This window comes from Terrabacter sp. Root85 (genome assembly GCF_001429185.1).
Classification (GTDB): domain Bacteria; phylum Actinomycetota; class Actinomycetes; order Actinomycetales; family Dermatophilaceae; genus Terrabacter.
The window spans coordinates 1139922-1157547 of record NZ_LMIW01000001.1; the positions used below are offsets into that span (position 1 = coordinate 1139922).

General features: G+C 71.4%; 18 protein-coding genes. 8 read left to right on the plus strand and 10 right to left on the minus strand.

The genetic code is table 11. From position 1 onward, the window contains the following. The first annotated feature begins 63 nt into the window (after positions 1-63). Positions 64-603 (plus strand): hypothetical protein, encoded by a 540-nt coding sequence (locus ASE25_RS23400; protein ID WP_235508569.1) that lies wholly within the window; start codon positions 64-66, stop codon positions 601-603. A gap of 172 nt (positions 604-775) precedes the next feature. On the opposite strand, the gene rsmG is transcribed toward ASE25_RS23400, so the two are convergent. The 6 genes from rsmG to rpmH form a co-directional block, all read right to left on the minus strand. Further along, positions 776-1567, minus strand: a complete 792-nt coding sequence (rsmG, locus tag ASE25_RS05380; RefSeq protein WP_056823368.1) for a 16S rRNA (guanine(527)-N(7))-methyltransferase RsmG — start codon at positions 1565-1567, stop codon at positions 776-778. A gap of 72 nt (positions 1568-1639) precedes the next feature. After that, a complete protein-coding gene (locus ASE25_RS05385) occupies positions 1640-2365 on the minus strand; it encodes a R3H domain-containing nucleic acid-binding protein (RefSeq protein WP_056823371.1) in 726 nt (241 codons plus the stop codon). Positions 2366-2464: 99 nt separating this feature from the next. Then, entirely contained in the window at positions 2465-3457 is a 993-nt protein-coding gene (gene yidC, locus ASE25_RS05390; protein ID WP_056780454.1) for a membrane protein insertase YidC, read from the minus strand. 94 nt (positions 3458-3551) lie between these two features. Next, positions 3552-3926, minus strand: coding sequence for a membrane protein insertion efficiency factor YidD (gene yidD / locus ASE25_RS23750; RefSeq protein WP_056823952.1), 375 nt, complete (start codon positions 3924-3926; stop codon positions 3552-3554). Next, on the minus strand, positions 3923-4273 hold the full coding sequence (gene rnpA / locus ASE25_RS05400) for a ribonuclease P protein component (RefSeq protein WP_056780456.1): 351 nt from the start codon (positions 4271-4273) through the stop codon (positions 3923-3925). The genes yidD and rnpA overlap by 4 nt, the downstream gene beginning before the upstream one ends. 18 nt (positions 4274-4291) lie before the next feature. Further along, positions 4292-4429, minus strand: coding sequence for a 50S ribosomal protein L34 (gene rpmH / locus ASE25_RS05405; RefSeq protein ID WP_020141619.1), 138 nt, complete (start codon positions 4427-4429; stop codon positions 4292-4294). A gap of 542 nt (positions 4430-4971) precedes the next feature. Here rpmH and dnaA point away from each other — a divergent pair. Further along, positions 4972-6615, plus strand: coding sequence for a chromosomal replication initiator protein DnaA (gene dnaA, locus ASE25_RS05410; protein WP_056780458.1), 1644 nt, complete (start codon positions 4972-4974; stop codon positions 6613-6615). A gap of 58 nt (positions 6616-6673) precedes the next feature. Here the strand turns inward: dnaA and ASE25_RS05415 are convergent, their stop codons facing one another. Further along, positions 6674-7669: an NAD-dependent epimerase/dehydratase family protein gene (locus ASE25_RS05415; protein ID WP_056823373.1), complete on the minus strand. Its 996-nt coding sequence runs from the start codon at positions 7667-7669 to the stop codon at positions 6674-6676. A 118-nt stretch (positions 7670-7787) separates the two neighbouring features. Between ASE25_RS05415 and ASE25_RS05420 the strand changes: the two genes are divergently transcribed. The 5 genes from ASE25_RS05420 (at position 7788) to ASE25_RS05440 (ending at position 13534) form a co-directional block, all read left to right on the plus strand. Next, positions 7788-8573 (plus strand): TetR/AcrR family transcriptional regulator, encoded by a 786-nt coding sequence (locus tag ASE25_RS05420; protein WP_082620065.1) that lies wholly within the window; start codon positions 7788-7790, stop codon positions 8571-8573. Between the two features lie 658 nt (positions 8574-9231). Next, positions 9232-10359 carry a DNA polymerase III subunit beta gene (gene dnaN / locus ASE25_RS05425; RefSeq protein ID WP_056823375.1) on the plus strand — a complete coding sequence of 376 codons (1128 nt, stop codon included), beginning with the start codon at positions 9232-9234 and terminating at the stop codon, positions 10357-10359. Between the two features lie 140 nt (positions 10360-10499). Beyond that, positions 10500-11636 (plus strand): phosphogluconate dehydrogenase (NAD(+)-dependent, decarboxylating), encoded by a 1137-nt coding sequence (gnd, locus tag ASE25_RS05430; RefSeq protein ID WP_056780463.1) that lies wholly within the window; start codon positions 10500-10502, stop codon positions 11634-11636. 19 nt (positions 11637-11655) lie between these two features. Beyond that, a complete protein-coding gene (recF, locus tag ASE25_RS05435; RefSeq protein ID WP_200958980.1) occupies positions 11656-12954 on the plus strand; it encodes a DNA replication/repair protein RecF in 1299 nt (432 codons plus the stop codon). After that, positions 12947-13534, plus strand: coding sequence for a DUF721 domain-containing protein (locus ASE25_RS05440; RefSeq protein ID WP_056823377.1), 588 nt, complete (start codon positions 12947-12949; stop codon positions 13532-13534). Before recF ends, ASE25_RS05440 begins: the two co-directional genes overlap by 8 nt. Positions 13535-13569: 35 nt before the next feature. Here ASE25_RS05440 and ASE25_RS05445 read toward each other — a convergent pair whose 3' ends face one another. Then, a complete protein-coding gene (locus tag ASE25_RS05445; RefSeq protein WP_056823380.1) occupies positions 13570-14091 on the minus strand; it encodes a hypothetical protein in 522 nt (173 codons plus the stop codon). A gap of 60 nt (positions 14092-14151) precedes the next feature. Here ASE25_RS05445 and ASE25_RS05450 point away from each other — a divergent pair, with 60 nt between their 5' ends. Next, positions 14152-15630 carry a protealysin inhibitor emfourin gene (locus tag ASE25_RS05450; protein ID WP_056823382.1) on the plus strand — a complete coding sequence of 493 codons (1479 nt, stop codon included), beginning with the start codon at positions 14152-14154 and terminating at the stop codon, positions 15628-15630. 8 nt (positions 15631-15638) lie between these two features. Here ASE25_RS05450 and ASE25_RS05455 read toward each other — a convergent pair whose 3' ends face one another. Both ASE25_RS05455 and ASE25_RS05460 read right to left on the minus strand, forming a co-directional pair. Beyond that, positions 15639-16964: a hypothetical protein gene (locus ASE25_RS05455; protein WP_056823385.1), complete on the minus strand. Its 1326-nt coding sequence runs from the start codon at positions 16962-16964 to the stop codon at positions 15639-15641. Then, positions 16961-17467: a SigE family RNA polymerase sigma factor gene (locus tag ASE25_RS05460; protein WP_056823387.1), complete on the minus strand. Its 507-nt coding sequence runs from the start codon at positions 17465-17467 to the stop codon at positions 16961-16963. The genes ASE25_RS05455 and ASE25_RS05460 overlap by 4 nt, the downstream gene beginning before the upstream one ends. Positions 17468-17626: the final 159 nt, after the last annotated feature.

Consider the following 17626-nt stretch of genomic DNA (forward strand, 5'->3'; position numbering starts at 1 on the left):
TTCAACAGAGGCATTTCCCGGAGCGTCATCCACCGCGTTGTCCACAGGGGCCGGCAGCTCGTCGTGCGCCGCTTCGACCCCCGGAACCTCGGCCTCCGAGGGTGTGAGACCCGAGTCCTCGACCGGCCGGTCGTCGGGTGCCGCTCCTGCAGCGGGCTCGATCACCTGACCCTCACCGAAGGCCGCGGCCTCGTCGGCGAGCGGCTGCTCGGTCGACGGCAGCGGCTCGTCGGAGGCCGAAAGGTCGTGCCCGAGCTCGAGGGGATCGGGCTGCGCGCCCGGCGCCTCGGTGTCGGAGGACATGGGCTCGACGTGCGCTTCCACCGTCCCGGGGCCACGCTCGCCGGCCCCGTCATCCGAAGCGATGTCGTCGCCGGGCTCCGTGGCGCCGGGCTCCGTGTCGACGGTGCTCTCGTCGACCGCACCCTCGTCGTGCGTCCCCGCCCCGTCATCGGTTCGGGACGTGGCGTCCGCCGGAGACAGGGTATCCGCGACCTCGCCGGTGCCGGAGTGCGCCGCCTCGGCAGCGTTCGCTGCCTGCGTCTCGTCGCCCGACGTCTCGCGTCCCGACTCTGCCTGCTGCCCGTCACTCGTTTCACGTGAAACGCCCAACATGCGCGCGAGCCACCCGAGACGTCGGTGCTCCGGTCCCGGTTCGGGTTCACTCGGCCAGCCCAGGTTGGTCGACATCGTCACAGGGAGTGCACCTCCGGGTTTGAGGGACGGCCCGCGGCTGGATCCGCGAGGGTCGTCCATCGAAATGGTCTGGACACGATCATGGCTGATGGCGCGGACGCCCGCCCGCTTCCGGGTCGGAGCGTCGCGAACCGCGCGGCCGATCAGCCCGACGGCGGGCCGAACCGGCACTGGACGGCTGGCGCGAGCGGAACCGTCGACGGTCCACGACCTCGCCGATCGTCGCCCGGAGCACGATGGTGGGGTCACCCAGGAGGTCCCCACCGTACTCGTGCACCTCGGCGTCGATCACGCCGAGACGCGTGAGTGCCGTACGTCCTTCGGCCAGCTCGTCGACGGCGCTGCTCCCCTTCAGGGCGAGCAGGCTGCCGCCCGACTCGAGCAGCGGGAGCGTCCATTCGGCGAGCTGCACGATGCGTGACACCGCCCGGGCCGTGACCCACGGGGCGTGCAGCCGGTCCCACATGGTCTCGGCCCGCGCCGTGTGCACCGTGACGTTCGTCAGACCGAGCTGGGCGACGGTGCCCGACAGCCACCCGGTGCGCCGGGCGAGCGGCTCGACGAGGTGCAGGTCCAGGTCGGGACGCGCGATGGCCAGAGCCAGACCGGGGAGACCGGCACCCGACCCCACGTCGATGACCTGCTGCGTCTCCCCGCTCCGGGGGATCGCCTCGTGGACGACGCCGCAGTTGAGCACGTGACGGTCCCAGAGCCGCGGTGTCTCACGAGGGCCGATCAGGCCGTGGCTGATCCCGGTGTCCGCCAAAACCGCCACGAAGTGCTCGGCCAGCGCGAGCCGGTCCCCGAAGACCGCGGATGCCGCGGCCGGCGTCGCGGGCAGCTCCGCCGGGTCGAGAGCATCGTGGGTCACGCGCTCTCACTCCTCGTGGATGCCGTCTCGGATGCAGCGGTCGATTCCCGTTTCACGTGAAACGGGGGGTGGTCAGGCAGGAAGGATGACGATGTGACGGTGCGGGTCGACACCCTCGGACTCGGACACGAGACCGGCGGCTGCGACCTCGTCGTGAACGACCTTGCGCTCGAAAGCGGTCATCGGCTCGAGCGCGCGCTTCGTCCCCGACTCCTGCACTTCGGCAATGGCGACCTTGGCCAGCTCGACGAGAGCCGAACGACGCTGCGCGCGGTGGCCGGCGATGTCGAGCATGAGGCGGCTCCGCTCGCCGGTCTCGACCTGCACGGCCAGTCGGGTCAGCTCCTGCAGGGCCTCGAGCACCTTGCCGTCGGTCCCGACGAGGCGACGCGGGACGCGGCCCTCGTCGGAGTCGACGATGGCGATCGCGGCTCGGTCGCCGTCGACGTCGACGTCGATGTCCCCATCGAGGTCGGCGATGTCGAGGAGGGTCTCGAGGAAGTCGGCCGCCACCTCACCCTCGCGCTCGAGCATCCGGACCCGCGACTTCTTCTCGCCCTTGTCGGCCTTGTTGCCCTGGTCCTCGACCTCGGGCTCGTCGGAGTCCACAGTCGCGTCCGAGCTCTCGGCCGACGAGGCGGTCTCCACCGCCTCGTCGCTCCGGGAAACCTCGACCGACGGGGTGGACTCGGGCACCTCGGTGACCTGCTCGGTGGTCTCGCCGGTGGTCTTTCCGGTGATGGGCTCGGCAGTGGCGTCAGTGGGCGTCTCGACGTCCGTGGCCTGGGTGTCGCTCATTGGAAACTCCTTCGTTCACCGGGGGGCAGATCTGTGGACAACTCACGTCTTCGCAGGTCAGAGGCCCCAAGGCAGTGTGGACAAGTGTGTGGATGAACCTCAGCGGCGGTTCTTGGTCGGCTGCGTGCGGGCACGCTTCTTGCCCTTCGGCTGCTGGCGCTGACCCGACTTGACCGCGTCGTCGGGGACGGTCTCGGTCGACTCGAGGCCCGGCACGGTCAGCTCCTGCATGTCCTTGCCCTTGCGCTTCATCCGCTCACGGCGGGCGCGCTCGGCCTCGGACCCGGGCGCCGGCATGTTGCGGATGACGTAGAACTGCTGGCCCATGGTCCACAGGTTGGTGGTCAGCCAGTAGATCAGGACGCCGATCGGGAAGTTGACGCCCGAGATCGCGAAGAAGATCGGCATCAGGTACAGCAGGACCTTCTGCTGCTTCGCAAACGGGTTGTCCAGAGCGGCTGCGGGCATGTTCTTGCGCATCAGCTGGTACTGCGTCGTGAACGTCGTGGCCGACATGAGGATGATGAGGACGGCCGTGAGGATCTTGACGTTGAGGGAGGCTCCCGGCGTCAGGAAAGAGTCCGACAGCTTGGCGCCGAAGATCGTCGAGCTCTCGATCTGCGCCGCCACCTCGCGGGTGATCGGGCCGATCGCGTCGTGGCCGGGCACCCCCTCGGCCTGGGCCTTGAGGTTGTTGAGCAGCTGGAAGAGCGCGAAGAAGAAGGGGCTCTGGATGAGGATCGGCAGGCAGCTGCTGAACGGGTTGGTCCCGGTGCGCCGGTAGAGATCCATGATCTCCGCCTGCTGGGCCTTCTGGGACTCAGGGTCTCGCTTGCCCTTGTACTTCTTCTGGATCTTCTGCATCTCCGGCTGGATGAGCTGCATCCGGCGGGAGGAGTGGATCTGGCGCACGAAGAGCGGGATGAGCAGGAGTCGGACGACGACCGTGAGGCCGACGATCGACATGGCCCAGGCCCAGCCGGCCAGGTCACCGTTGAGGCCGATCTTGTCGAAGAGCCAGTGCCAGCCGTACATGACCCAGGCTTCACCGAGCTTGATCGGATAGAGCAGGGTGTTGAAGAAGTCGATCACGTGTTTCCTCTGTGGTCTGGTGGGCCGGCCGGTTCAGCTCGGGCTCGAGGTGTCTGGGCCACTCACCACTGATCGGCAACCATATGCCGGTTGGTCAGGTCGTGGGTTCGCGGTGGGAGACCGCGTGCGGGACTGCGTGCGGGGCGTGCTCGTCGTGCTGGTGGTCGTGCTCGTCCTCGGCGGTTCCGGCCGGACGGAAGTCCTCCGGCCGCACGTCGTTTCGCGTCGCCCACGTCTGGGGAACGGGGTCGACCCCGCCCGGGTTCCACGGGTTGCAGCGGCCGAGCCGGCGGATCGCGAGCCAACCACCACGTAACGGTCCGAACCGGGTCAGCGCGGTGACGGCATACGCCGAGCAGCTGGGGTAGAAGCGGCAGCTGGGTCCGGAGAGTGGGGAGACGAACCGCTGGTAGAAGCGGACCGCCAGCAGCAGGGGCGCCGCGAGCACCTGGTTGACCGTGGGGCTCATGGCCGACACGCCTTCTCGAGCTGGCGCCCGACGGCGAGGTCGAGCTCGTCCCACGTCGCCTCCGCCGCGGCCGGGTTGGCGCGCACGACGAGGTCGAGGCCGGTCGGCATGCCGGTCAGCCGGGTCGCGACGCTGGCGCGCAGCCGGCGCTTGGTCCGGTTGCGCACGACGGCGTTGCCGACGGCCTTGGACACAACAAAACCGACGCGCGGCGGAAGTTCCGCACGCGCATCGGTCCGGTTGGCATGCACGACGATGAGTCGCCCGCCTGCTCTGCTGGCGCCGGGCCCGCGTACTGCCGTCGTGAAGTCCGTCCGCTCACGCAGTCGGTGACGTGCCGGCAGCACGCCGCGGCCTCCGGCTGCTCAGGCCGAGAGCTCGGCGCGGCCCTTGCTGCGGCGGCGGGCGAGGATGGCGCGGCCGGCGCGGGTGCGCATGCGCAGGCGGAAGCCGTGCGTCTTGGCGCGGCGACGGTTGTTCGGCTGGAAGGTGCGCTTGCTCACGAGGTTCTCCGTAGGTTGCAGGGGCCCGTCCGACGTCACGACGACGTCGGTCCGGCTCCCGTTGTGGGGCTGTCGGTGGCCGATGCGACCGCAATCGGCAAGCCCGTGGAGGGCCGAGGGGGTCCGGCTGGGCCGGGCTCGGGGCCATGGGCATGCGAAAGAGGTCGCAGACACGCTCGGTCAACGATACGGGAGCCGTCGAGAGAGGGTCAAACCGACGGAGCCGCCCCGGGCGAGCAGACCAAAACTCACGATCCTCGAAGGTCCCACGGCGATTGCAAGCCGACACGCCGTCCGGCCGGAGATCTGTGGACGACTCGATTGTCACCGGCGAGCCTGCGGCTGTAGGTTTTCGACTCTCACGATCCTCGCCACCCCATGCACAGGCTGTGGACAAACGTGTGGACAACAGGGCATCGTTCACCAGGACACGGACGGACCCCGCAGGTCCGACCCCGGCGCACTCGAGCCCTTGCTCGAGACGAACCGAGCCGGGATCGCAACAGGTGCAACGGAATTGACTCAGGGGCAGGTGGGATCAGGTGGCCGAGACAGGCGTCGATTACGCGCAGATCTGGCAGCAGACGCTCGGCACTCTCGACTCGGTGGGCCTGTCGAACCAGGAGCGCGCCTTCGTCCGGCTGTGCCGCCTCGTCGGCGTGCTCGACCAGACGGCGCTCGTGCGTGCACCCAACACGTTCACCAAGGACTTTCTCGAGCAGCGGGTGCGTGAGCAGATCCACGAGGCCCTCGCGAGCCAGCTCGGCCACCCGGTCCAGCTCGCGGTCTCGGTCGACGAGAGCCTCGAGACGGACCTCGGCATGATCAGCGACGAGCCGAGTGGTCAGGTCCACGACGGCTCGCGCAGCGGTCCGGGCGCCGGACAGATCGGGGGCGCCGGCTCCGGCTCCCCGTCCGGCAACGGCTCCGGGGCCATCGGCGGCCACCAGAACGGCGGCTACGGCCAGGCCGCCCACAACCCGCTGCGCGACCTCGCCGAGAGCGCACCAGCGCTCAACGGCGCCGACCTCGACGAGCCACGGCAGCCGACCTACGAGTCGCAGACGCGGATGGAGCTCGGCCCCGACCCGCTCAGCGGTGGCGAGAGCGGGCCGCTGCGCCTCCAGCAGCGGCCCGAGCCCAGCTCGCCGGGCGACACCAGGCTCAACCCGAAGTACACCTTCGACACCTTCGTCATCGGCGCGAGCAACCGTTTCGCCCACGCAGCCGCGGTCGCGGTGGCCGAGGCCCCGGCCAAGGCGTACAACCCGCTCTTCGTCTACGGCGAGTCCGGGCTGGGCAAGACCCACCTGCTCCACGCGATCGGGCACTACGCCCGCACGATGTTCCCCAACGTGCGCGTGCGCTACGTGAACTCCGAGGAGTTCACCAACGACTTCATCAACAGCATCCGCGACGACAAGGCGAGCGCGTTCCAGAACCGCTACCGCAGCGTCGACGTGCTCCTCATCGACGACATCCAGTTCCTCCAGGGCAAGCTGCAGACGCAGGAGGAGTTCTTCCACACCTTCAACACGCTGCACAACGCGAACAAGCAGATCGTCATCACGAGTGACCTGCCGCCGCGCGAGCTGTCCGGCTTCGAGGACCGGATGCGCACCCGCTTCGAGTCGGGCCTGCTCACCGACGTCCAGCCGCCCGACCTCGAGACCCGCATCGCGATCCTGCGCAAGAAGGCGATCCAGGACCGGATGAAGGTGCCGGACGACGTCCTCGAGTACATCGCGACGAACTTCAGCACGAACATCCGCGAGCTCGAGGGCGCGCTCATCCGCGTCACGGCGTTCAGCAACCTCAACCGCCAGGCGGTCGACCTGCCTCTCGCGGTCATCGTGCTCAAGGACGTGCTGCCCAACGAGACGCCGAACCAGGTGACCGCGGCGACGATCATGGCGGTGACCGCGGCCTACTACGCGGTGACGCTCGAGGACCTCTGCGGCTCGAGCCGCTCGCGCCAGCTCGTGACGGCCCGCCAGATCGCGATGTACCTCTGCCGCGAGATGACCGACCTCAGCCTGCCGAAGATCGGCCAGCACTTCGGCGGCCGCGACCACACGACGGTGATGCACGCCGACCGCAAGATCCGCGAGCTCATGGGTGAGCGCCGCGCGATCTACAACCAGGTCACCGAGCTGACCAACCGGATCCGCCAGCAGTCGCACTGACACCCGAGCACGCCCGCTGACGCGGCCCGATGGCGTATGCCGTCGGGCCGCGTCGGCGTCAGGCCGCGGCTCCCGCGTGGGCCGGCCTCGCAGCCTTGGCCGCGCGCCGGGCGGCCACGGTCGCCGCCAGCGCCTCGTCCCACGGGGTCGGTGCGAGCCCGAACGTGCGCTGGGTGAGCTCGGAGTCGAGGACGAAGGGCCGCTCGAACTGGTGGCGGGTCTCGCGCAGCTCGCGCATGAAGGGGACGACGATGCCGGCCGCGGTGCCGAGCGGCCGGGGCAGCACGCGTACCCGACGCTGCTTGACGCCGGCGACGCGCGCGACGTCGCCGGCGGCCTCGTCGAACGTGCGGGCCGGCGCGGTCGGCACGTGCCAGGCCCGACCCCAGCCGTCGTCGCCGGCGGCGACCCGGGCTGCGAGCCGGCCGACGTCGGGGACGTAGGTCCACGAGTGGGCCGCGTCGGCCCGGCCGGCGGGCACGAGGGGCGGTCGGCCGGCGAGCAGCGCGTCGATGACCACGTCGCCCAGGTAGCTGGTCCGCGGCGTCGTGCCCGGTCCGAAGTAGTCGCTCGAGCGCAGCTCGGTGACGCGCAGCCGGCCGGCCTCGTGGCGGGCCAGCGCCTCGGTCCACATGTCGGCACGGATGCGGCCCTTGTGACCGGACGGCCGCAGCGGGTCGTCCTCGTGCATGGGCGCCTCGACCTCGCCGTAGCCGTAGAGGTTGCCGATGATGACGAGGCCGGCTCCGGACTCCTCGGCGGCGGTGAGGGTGGCGGCGGCGATGGGCGGCCAGTCGGTGTCCCAGGTCATGTAGCTGGGCGGGTTGACGGCGTTGACGACGCTCGCGGCACCGCGCGCCAGGGCCGTCAGCGCGGACGCGTCGCTCGCGTCGACGGCGACGACCTCGACCGCGTCCGGGTGGGTGTCCTGCCAGGGGCGTTCGACGACCCGCCCCGAACGGGACGCGAGGGTCACGGTGTGGCCGAGGGCGACGAGTGCGGCGGTCGTCGAGCGGCCGACGCCGCCGGCGCCGAGGACGAGGTGGTGGGTCATGGTCTGCTCCTTCGAGGATGTGGCGTGAGCACCGCTCACATTTCGAGGGTGACAGCAGTCGGCGACGAAAGCAAGAGCACTGCTCACATTTTCGCGCGAGATGTGGCAGGCTCGGTCCATGGACCCGTTCGACGTCACACCCGCGGACGCATCCGCCCATGCACCCGCCGATGCACCCGCCGACACGCCTGCCGGCCCGCTGGGCAAGCGCGCCCGGAACCGGCTCGCCGTCGAGGCCGACATCCTCCGCGTGGCGCGTGAGCACCTGGCCACTGACGGGGCGGCCGCGCTCAGCCTGCGCGCCGTCGCCCGCGACCTCGGCATGGTCTCCTCCGGGATCTACCGCTACGTCGAGAGTCGCGACGAGCTCCTCACCCGCCTCATCGTCGACTCGTACTGGTCACTCGCCGCTGCCGTCCGCCGCGCCCACGACACCGTCCCCCACGACGACCTCGAGGCACGATGGGACGCCATCGGCCGCGCCCTGCGCGCGTGGGCGGCCGACCGGCCGCACGACTTCGCGCTCATCTACGGCTCTCCGGTCCCGGACTACGAGGCCCCGTCCGAGCGCACCGAGGAGCCGGGCACGGCCGTCCTCGTCCTGCTCGTCGCCCTGCTCGACGACGTCCGGGCAGCGGACCGGCTCGCCGACCCTCGGCGGCTCGGCCTCGTGCCGGCGCGCGCCGAGGCCGGTGTCGGCGCACTGCTCGAGGCACCGATGTTCGCTCTGACGCGGCTGGACGCCGTCGCCCTGACCCAGGGCCTGGCCGCCTGGACCCTGCTGCTCGGCGCCGTGACGAGCGAGGTCTTCGCCCAGCTGGGCCCGGTTCCGGACGGCGAGGCCCTCTTCGAGTGTCTTCTCGCGGCCTCGCGACGGTGCGTCATCGCGCCGGCCGGTGACTAGTCGGCCCCCTCCGGGACGGCTGCACCCGCCCAGGCACACGGCATACGTCCACATCCGTCCACAGGTTTGTCCACACCTGTGTGCACAGCGTGACCTCCCCGTGACCCGAGGCCCATAGACGCGACGAGACCGAGGACCACAGAGTTGTCCACCGCCTGTGGACAACTCTGTGGAAGCCGTGGGCCGGACCGTGCACAGGTGACTAGTCATCAATCATTTCAAATCGGACATATCCCGACCGCTCTTCCACACGCCTCTGTGGAAACGTGTGGACGACGGCCGGAAAGCTGCGGACAACCCACGGGCTTCCTGTGAGGACGATGTGCACGGCCGAGATCCGTCCACAGGGCGGGGCCGCCGCATCCGGCGCGACCCCACACGCCGTGCACACCCCCATCGGCAGGCTGACCTGCACCGACGCCGGTTGTCCACAGCATCCACAGCACCTATGACTATGACGAGATCCCAGTCATAGAGGGGAGCCCCGACAACGAGGGTCCGACCGGACGCCCAGGGCCGGCTCGAGAGGGTCCACGGACCCGGCGGGCAATCGTGTGATTTCGCCGCCTCGGCGATTCGGGGAGTGTCTGTGGTGCCAGTCACCGGCAGGCACTAGTGTCTGAGCCCCAATGTCCTTCCCCGTCGAAGTGAGTGCACCGTGAAGTTTCGGGTTGAGCGAGACGTCCTGGCCGAGGCCGTGACCTGGGTGGCCCGTGGGCTCCCGGCGCGCCCGCCGGTTCCTGTGCTCGCTGGCGTGCTCGTCGACGCGAACGAGGACGGCACGCTGACGCTGTCCGCCTTCGACTACGAGGTGTCCGCGCGCATCACCGTGCCGGCAGACGTCGCCGAGGCCGGCCAGGTGCTCGTGCTCGGTCGCCTGCTCGCCGACATCTCGCGCAACCTGCCCAACAAGCCGATCGACGTCAGCACCGACGGCAGCAAGGTCAACGTCGCCTGCGGCTCGTCCCGCTTCGCGCTCCGCGAGATGCCGGTCGCCGACTACCCGACGCTGCCGCTCTCGCCCGAGACGAGCGGCACCATCGCCGGCGACGTCTTCACCCAGGCGGTGGCCCAGGTCTCGATCGCCGCCGACAAGGGCGACACCCTGCCGATCCTCACGGGCGTGCGGATGGAGATCGACGGCGACAAGGTGACCCTCCTCGCGACCGACCGCTACCGCCTCGCGATGCGCGAGCTGACGTGGAGCCCGTCGGCCACCGACGCGAGCCACGTCGCGCTCATCCCGGCTCGCCAGCTCTCCGACACGGCACGCGCCCTCGGTGCGTCCGGCTCCGTCGAGCTCGCGCTCGGCCAGGGCGGCGACGGCCTCATCGGCTTCGAGGCCGGCCAGCGCCGTGCGACGACGCGTCTGCTCGACGGCGAGTACCCCAAGGTCACCTCGATCTTCCCCACGTCGGTCGACACCGAGGCGGTCGTCGAAACAGCGGCGCTCGAGGAGGCCGTCAAGCGTGTCGCCCTCGTCGCCGAGCGCAACACCCCGGTGCTGCTGAAGTTCACCGACGGCCAGGTCGCCATCGAGGCCGGCACCGGCGACGACGCCCAGGCCTCCGAGGCCGTCGAGGCCACGCTCAACGGACCCGAGATCCAGATCGCGTTCAACCCGCAGTTCCTCCTCGACGGCCTGCACGCCGTCGGCACCGCCTGGAGCCGTCTCTCGTTCACCCAGCCGAGCCGCCCGGCCGTGCTGACCGGCCAGGCCGAGGCCGACTCCGAGCCCGACACCAGCTACCGCTACGTCCTCATGCCGGTCCGCTTCGCCAGCTGACACCCACCTCCCGCACCGCCCTCGCGGCGCACCCGAGCGCCCGGTGCCGTATGCCGCCGGGCAGGCGTAGCCTCGAACCGCGCCACCCGCTCCGCCCCGCACGCTTCCCCGCCAGACTCCCCCGCAGAAAGGCTCGCGACATGCAGCTCGGTCTCATCGGTCTCGGCAAGATGGGCGGCAACATGCGCGAGCGCTTGCGTCGCGCGGGCCACGAGGTCGTCGGCTTCGACCGCAACCCCGACGTCGCCGACGTGCGCACGCTGCCGGCGCTCGTCAAGGCACTCGAGGCCCCGCGCGTCGTGTGGGTCATGGTGCCGGCCGGCGACCCGACCCGTGAGACCGTCGCCAAGCTCGCCGAGCTGCTCGAGCCGGGCGACCTCGTCATCGACGGCGGCAACTCGCGCTTCACCGACGACTTCGAGAACGCCAAGCTGCTCGGCGAGAAGAAGATCGGCTACGTCGACTGCGGCGTCAGTGGTGGCATCTGGGGCCTCGAGAACGGCTACGGGCTCATGTGCGGCGGCGACAAGAAGTGGGTCACCCGGGCGATGCCGATCTTCGACGCGCTGCGGCCGGACGGCCCGCGCGACGAGGGTTTCGTCCACGCCGGCAAGGTCGGTGCCGGGCACTACACGAAGATGGTCCACAACGGCATCGAGTACGGCCTCATGGCTGCCTATGCCGAGGGCTACGAGCTGCTCGAGAAGAAGGACATCGTCACCGACGTCCCCGGTGCCTTCAAGGCGTGGAGCCGCGGCACCGTCGTGCGGTCCTGGCTGCTCGACCTCATGGTCGACGCGCTCGAGGAGAACCCCCACCTCGACGACGTGTCCGACTACACCAACGACTCCGGCGAGGGGCGCTGGACCGTCGAGGAGGCCATCGCCCTCTCCGTGCCGATGCCCGTCATCTCGGCCTCGCTCTTCGCGCGCTTCGCCTCGCGCCAGTCGAGCTCGCCGACGATGCAGGCCGTCGCGGCGCTGCGCGGCCAGTTCGGCGGGCACCAGGTCATGACGATCGCCGAGGGCGAGAAGCTGCGCCAGGGCGACGTGCCGGCGGCCCCGGCCAAGAAGGCCGCGGCGAAGAAGGGCGCCTCGCGTCGCTCCGCGACGAAGCAGGCGAGCAAGCGTGCGTCCGCGACGGCCTCGCAGGCCAACGTCGGCGCCGCGAAGAAGGCCGCCTCCTCGGGTCGGGCATCGGCGACGACGGCCACCGACATGGCCGACTCCGCGCGCGGCCAGAAGCGCGCGGCGAAGAAGACCGCCAAGAAGGCCTGAGCAGAGCGCCGCACCCTCCTTGCACGTCCGTCACCTGACCCTCAAGGACTTCCGCAGCTACCCGAGCGCCGAGCTCGCGCTGACGCCGGGCGTCACCACGCTCGTGGGTCTCAACGGCCAGGGCAAGACGAACCTCGTGGAGGCGGTCGGCTACCTCGCCACGCTCGGGTCGCACCGCGTGGCGACGGACCAGCCGCTCGTCCGGTTCGGCGCGGCCCAGGCGATCGTGCGTGGGGCCATCGTCCGCGACGACCGCGAGACGATGGTCGAGCTCGAGATCACGCCGGGTCGCGCCAACCGCGCCCGCCTCGGGCGCTCCCCCGTCTCGCGGCCGCGCGACGTGCTCGGCACGGTGCGCACGGTGCTCTTCGCGCCCGAGGACCTCGCGCTCGTCAAGGGCGACCCTTCGGAGCGGCGGCGCTTCCTCGACGAGCTGCTCGTGCAGCGACAGCCACGGTGGTCGGGGGTCCGGTCCGACTACGACAAGATCCTCAAGCAGCGCAACGCCCTGCTCAAGTCCGCGGCGCCGGTGCTCCGCAAGGGTGCCCGTCGCCCGCCGCGTCCGCCGCGCGACGGCGACCAGCCGGTCGACGAGGCCCGCGAGGCGGCCCTGCACACCCTCGACGTGTGGAACGACCACCTCGCCTCGGTCGGGGCCCAGCTGCTCTACGCACGGCTGCGGCTGCTGCGCGACCTCGTGCCCGACCTCTCCGAGTGCTACGACGCGGTGAGCGCGGCCGCCTCGAACGCACGCGCCACCTACAAGAGCTCCCTCCACGAGGACCTCGCCAAGCGGCTCGCGGCCGGTGAGGTCCCCGAGATCGAGGAGCTGCGCACCGGGATGCTCGACACCCTCGAGCAGGTGCGCTCCAGCGAGATCGAGCGGGGAATCTCCCTCGTCGGACCCCACCGCGACGACCTCGTCCTCTCGCTCGGCGAGCTGCCCGCCAAGGGCTACGCCAGCCACGGCGAGTCGTGGAGCTTCGCGTTGGGACTCAAGCTCGCGGCATACCGGCTCCTGCGCCGCGACCTCGGCGACGACCCTGTGCTCGTGCTCGACGACGTCTTCGCCGAGCTCGACTCCGGCAGGCGCGAGCGGCTCGCGGCGCTCGTCGCCGACTGCGAGCAGGTGCTCATCACCGCCGCGGTCGGGGCCGACGTGCCCGACGTGCTCCGCGAGAACGGCACGACGTATGCCGTCGTGCTCGGTCAGGTCCAGGCCGCGGGCTCCGTGGGTGCGTCCGTGAGCGAGCCACCTCAGGCCCTCGCGGAGGACACCGCCGGCGATGAGTCGGGTGGGGAGGGCGACGATGAGTGACGACGCCCCCGGGGCCGAGCCCCCCGACACGGCGGCCGGTGCTGCCGAGGACGCTCCCGCGCCGACCGACGAGGACACCCGGATCGCCGACGCCGCGGCCTCGGCGCTGGCGCGGGCGCGGGCCGGAGCGGCCGAGAAGGGCCTGCGCCCCGGCATGCGGCCGAAGAAGCGACGCCGCCCGATCGGTGACGCGCCGGTGCTGTCCGGCTCGGCCCGCGACGGTCGCGACCCGGCCCTGCTCGGTGACCAACTCGACCGGCTGCTGCTCGATCGCGGCTGGAAGGTCGACGTGGCGGTCGGCTCGGTCATGGGCCGCTGGCCCGAGATCGTGGGGCCCGACATCGCCGGCCACGTCGAGCCGCTCACCTTCGTCGACGGAATCCTCACGGTGCGCGCCGACTCGACGGCCTGGGCCACGCAGATGCGCCTGCTCGCCTCGTCGCTGCTCGCCCGGATCGACGAGGAGATCGGGGCCGGCGCGGTCAGCGAGCTCAAGGTCGTCGGCCCGAGCGCGCCGTCGTGGAACCGCGGCGCCCGTCGCTCCCCCGACTCGCGAGGACCGCGCGACACCTACGGCTGATCGGCGGCGCCGCTCAGACCTCGCTCAGACCCCCCTTAGACCCCGCTCAGGCCGATGACGACGACGGTGGCGACGAGCAGCACGGTGCCGGCGATGACGACCCACGCGAGGACCCGCGGCACGCGCCGGGATCGCGCCGGCGCGGAGGCGTCGGTGTCCTCGGTGTCCCCTGTGTCCTCGGCGTCGGTCTCGACGGCCGCACGCTCGACGGCGGGCAGGCTCTCGGTTGTGGTCGGCGCCGGCGATGCGTCCGGCTCGGCCACCGGCCCTCTTCCGGCGGTCGGCGCGACCGGACCGACGGCACCGTGCAGCGCCGAGCCCAAGGCGTCGGCGATGGAGGACAGCACCTCGGCGACGACGGGAGGCAGGGGCGCACCGCCGGGTCCGGTGACGGTGGTGCGTCGCGTGACCGAGCCATGGGCACGCGACAGGTCGACGGAGTCGAGGCGTCCGTCCGGTCCCGGGTCGACACCGGCTGCGAGCAGCTGGGCCCGCACCTCCTCGGGCAGCGCGTCCCACGAGTCGTACTCGCGGCCCCCGACGTTGATCGTGATCACGCTGCGAACTGTAGGACCGCTCGGAGGGCGGGTGTCGGTGTTCCGACGCAGACTGTCGTCATGACCTCGACGCAGCCAACGCCGCAGACCCGGACGCCGCACTGCACGATCGTCCCGCCCTACATGCTCGAGGCCCTGGCGGCCAGCGACGAGCCGGCCCTGGCCGCCCACGCCCGCGAGGCGCTCCGGCACGACGAGGAGCTGCGCTCCTCGCGGCACACGCCGACAGCCCGCCCGACCACGCGACGGGCCCCGCGTCGTGAGGACGTCACGTCGCCGACGGCCCACGGCACGGGACCGCACCGCACGATCGCCGACGCCCAGGGCAGCCAGACGACCCCAGGCACGACGGTGCGCACCGAGGGCGCGGCCGCGAGCGGCGACGTCGCGGTCAACGAGGCCTACGACGGACTCGGCGCGACCTGGGGGCTGTGGTCGACGGCCTACGACCGCGACTCGCTCGACGGCAAGGGGATGCCGCTGCTCGCCACGGTCCACTACGGCCGCAACTACGACAACGCCTTCTGGGACGGCTCGCAGATGGTGTTCGGCGACGGCGACGGGGTCGTCTTCGAGCGGTTCACCCAGAGCCTCGACGTCATCGGGCACGAGCTCGCCCACGGCGTCACCGAGCACACGGCCGGCCTGCTCTACCAGGGCCAGTCGGGCGCGCTCAACGAGTCGATCTCCGACGTGTTCGGCGTCCTCGTCAAGCAGAAGACACTCGGCCAGAGCGCCGCGCAGGCCGACTGGCTCGTCGGCGCCGACCTGCTCAACCCTTCGGTCCAGGGTCGCGCCCTGCGCGACATGCGCAACCCCGGCACGGCCTACGACGACCCACGGCTCGGCAAGGACCCGCAGCCCGCGCACATGGACGACTACGTCGAGACCCAGGACGACAACGGCGGGGTCCACATCAACTCCGGCATCCCCAACCGCGCCTTCGTGCTCGCGGCCGACGCGATCGGCGGCAATGCCTGGGAGGGCCCGGGCGCGATCTGGTATGCCGTCGTGTCGGGTGACGGCATCAAGGCCGACTGCGACTTCGCGACGTTCGCCGGCCTCACCGTGGCCGCCGCGGGCAGTGCCCACGGTGACGGGTCCGCCGAGCAGACGGCCGTGCGCTCGGCGTGGGAGCAGGTCGGCGTGCTCACCGCGGCTGCCGGTGCTCCGGTCGGTGAGGCGGGCGGCGGCGGCGGTTCGACCCCGACGCCTGGTCCGGCAGGGGGCGGGCCCTCCGGACAGGTCCCGGGCGCCGACGCCCAGGTGCTCCTCCGTCGCTCTGGTGGCTTCGCCGGCCAGGTCCGCGAACGCCGCCTGGCCCTGGGCGACCTGTCCGAGCGGGACGCGAAGGACTGGCAGCACCTGCTGGCCGCACCGACTCTCCAGCGCATCGCCGCCTCGACCGAGCGCACCCACCCCGACGCGTACATCTACTCCGTCGTGTGCGACGAGGCCGGCTGCGACGTGACGCTCCAGGAGCCCCACCTGCCCGAGGCGATCCACTCCCTCTTCGAGCGCACCCTCGCCGACGACTGAGCACGCGCTCAGTTGTCGGCGAGGAAGTACGGGTCCTCCCCCTCGGGGATGTCCGTGTCCCGGGCCCGACCCGGTGCGACGACGATGCACTCGCCGTCGAGGGTGCAGCGCTGCAGGCTGCGGTCCCCGGTCGTCGCACCGACCTGCACGGTGACGGTGCCGTCGCCCCCCAGGCGATAGCTGACGGGTGAGGCGCCACCACGTGCGCTGCTGCTGCCGCCCTCCATCACGACAGCGCCGTCGCTGGTGCGCACGACAACCAGTCCGCCATAAAGGAACGTCCGGTCGGGGCCCAGCTGCGAGTCGTCGAGCCCGTCGATGTAGCCGGTCGCGAGCAGGTAGGCGCCGTCCGCCGAGAACGCCCGAAAGACGAGCGGCCCGCAGAGCCGCCAGATCGTCCGACCTGAGGTGAGGTCCGTCAGCTCGTTGCAGACCTGCTTCGAACCCGGCTTCGGTGCCACGCCGACGAGGGCCGTCCCACGGGCGGCATCGACGAGTGTGGGGGATCCGGCGACCGCTCGGCGTGTTCCCGTGGCGACGTCCCACGCGACCGAGCTGCCGGTGAAGCCTCGGCTGGCATAGACGACGGGCCCGACGATCCCGACGGCGTCGTACCCGGGCGACTCGGCGTCGGCCACCCCCTGAGGAGCACAGTCGCAGGTCGAGGCCGTGAGCCGGCCGATGCGGGCCCCCGCGGCGTCGTACGCCGTGAGCGAGACTCGCGACTCGATGACGAAGACGCTGCCGTCGGCGTTGACCGTGCTGGACTCGCCGTCGAGCCGCACCGTGTTGGCCCCGGTCGAGTCCACGACGTAGTAGACACCGGTCTCCCCCTGGGCCACGAGCCACCCGCCACCGGCCAGCCGCGCGAGCGAGCCGCCGGTCAGCTTGCCGGTCAGCGCGATCTGCCTCGTCCCGTCGTAGATGACGCCGTCCGCGACGTAGGGGACGGTCGTGGTCCCGGTCGGCCCTCCCGTGGCGAAGCGGACCGTGACCGGCGCGGGGGCGCCGTCGGCGGTGAGGGTCGGGATCGACGTGGGAGTGGGGGCGCTGCTGGCGCTCCCGGTCGGCGCGGACGGTCGCCCCGTGGGGGCCGTCGTCGACGCCGACGGTCCGACGGGCAGCGGCCGGTCACCGGTCGGTCGCACGGCGGACCACCCCACCGGCACGGCGACGGCCAGCACGAGGCCCGCCACGAGCGCGGTCCCGCCTAGCTCGCGGCGTCGGTTGGAACGGTCGCGAGCGATCGCGCGCTCCGCGAGGTCGGCCACGACGCGTACGCCCTCGCCGCGCTCGTCGAGCACCTGCTTGAGACCGGGGTCGATGGGGTTCATGCCGTGGCCTCGCTCATTCGGGAGCGCAGCGCGGAGATCGCGCGGCTCGTGTGGCTCTTGACGGTGCCGATGGAGCAGCCGAGCACCTCGGCGGTCTGGGCCTCGGTGAGGTCCTCGTAGTAGCGCAGCACGACGGCGGCGCGCTGCTGGCGCGGCAGGCTCTGCACGTGGTGCCAGAGGTCGATCGACGTCGCCGGGTCGAGCCCGGCTGCCCCTGGCGGGTCGAGCACCTCGAGGACGTGGCTGCTCGGTGACTCGTGGCGGCGCAGCAGTCCGCGCCAGCGGGAGTTGTTCTCGTTGACCATGACCCGGCGCACGTAGGCGTCCGGCAGCTCGGCGACCTGCACGCGGTCCCAGTGGCGGTAGACCTTGGCGAGCGCCTTCTGCAGCAGGTCCTCGACGGCGTCCCGGTCCCCGCTCAGCAGGTAGGCGAGTCGGGCGAGCGACTGCTCGCGCGCCCTGACGTAGGCCGTGAAATCGGCCCTCCGCTCTGCATCGTCCATGACCCGCGTCCCCTGTTGTCGGCTCGTCCCGGCACGTGCCGGCATCCATCCAGACCGTCATCCGCACGGAAAGGTTGTCCGCGCAGTGTCCCGACTCGAGCCTTCGCGCGGTGGCGCCTGACGTCACGATCGGGGACGGTCTGCCCGGGTCGTCCCGAC

Coding starts and splice junctions, on each gene's coding strand:
- ASE25_RS05440 (WP_056823377.1), top strand. CDS start 12,947: ATGAGTGACGACGCCCCCGGGGCCGAGCCCCCCGACACGGCGGCCGGT.
- ASE25_RS05385 (WP_056823371.1), bottom strand. CDS start 2,365: ATGAGCGACACCCAGGCCACGGACGTCGAGACGCCCACTGACGCCACT.
- yidD (WP_056823952.1), bottom strand. CDS start 3,926: ATGAGCCCCACGGTCAACCAGGTGCTCGCGGCGCCCCTGCTGCTGGCG.
- ASE25_RS05415 (WP_056823373.1), bottom strand. CDS start 7,669: ATGACCCACCACCTCGTCCTCGGCGCCGGCGGCGTCGGCCGCTCGACG.
- gnd (WP_056780463.1), top strand. CDS start 10,500: ATGCAGCTCGGTCTCATCGGTCTCGGCAAGATGGGCGGCAACATGCGC.
- ASE25_RS05450 (WP_056823382.1), top strand. CDS start 14,152: ATGACCTCGACGCAGCCAACGCCGCAGACCCGGACGCCGCACTGCACG.
- ASE25_RS05460 (WP_056823387.1), bottom strand. CDS start 17,467: ATGGACGATGCAGAGCGGAGGGCCGATTTCACGGCCTACGTCAGGGCG.
- ASE25_RS05455 (WP_056823385.1), bottom strand. CDS start 16,964: ATGAACCCCATCGACCCCGGTCTCAAGCAGGTGCTCGACGAGCGCGGC.
- ASE25_RS05420 (WP_082620065.1), top strand. CDS start 7,788: ATGGACCCGTTCGACGTCACACCCGCGGACGCATCCGCCCATGCACCC.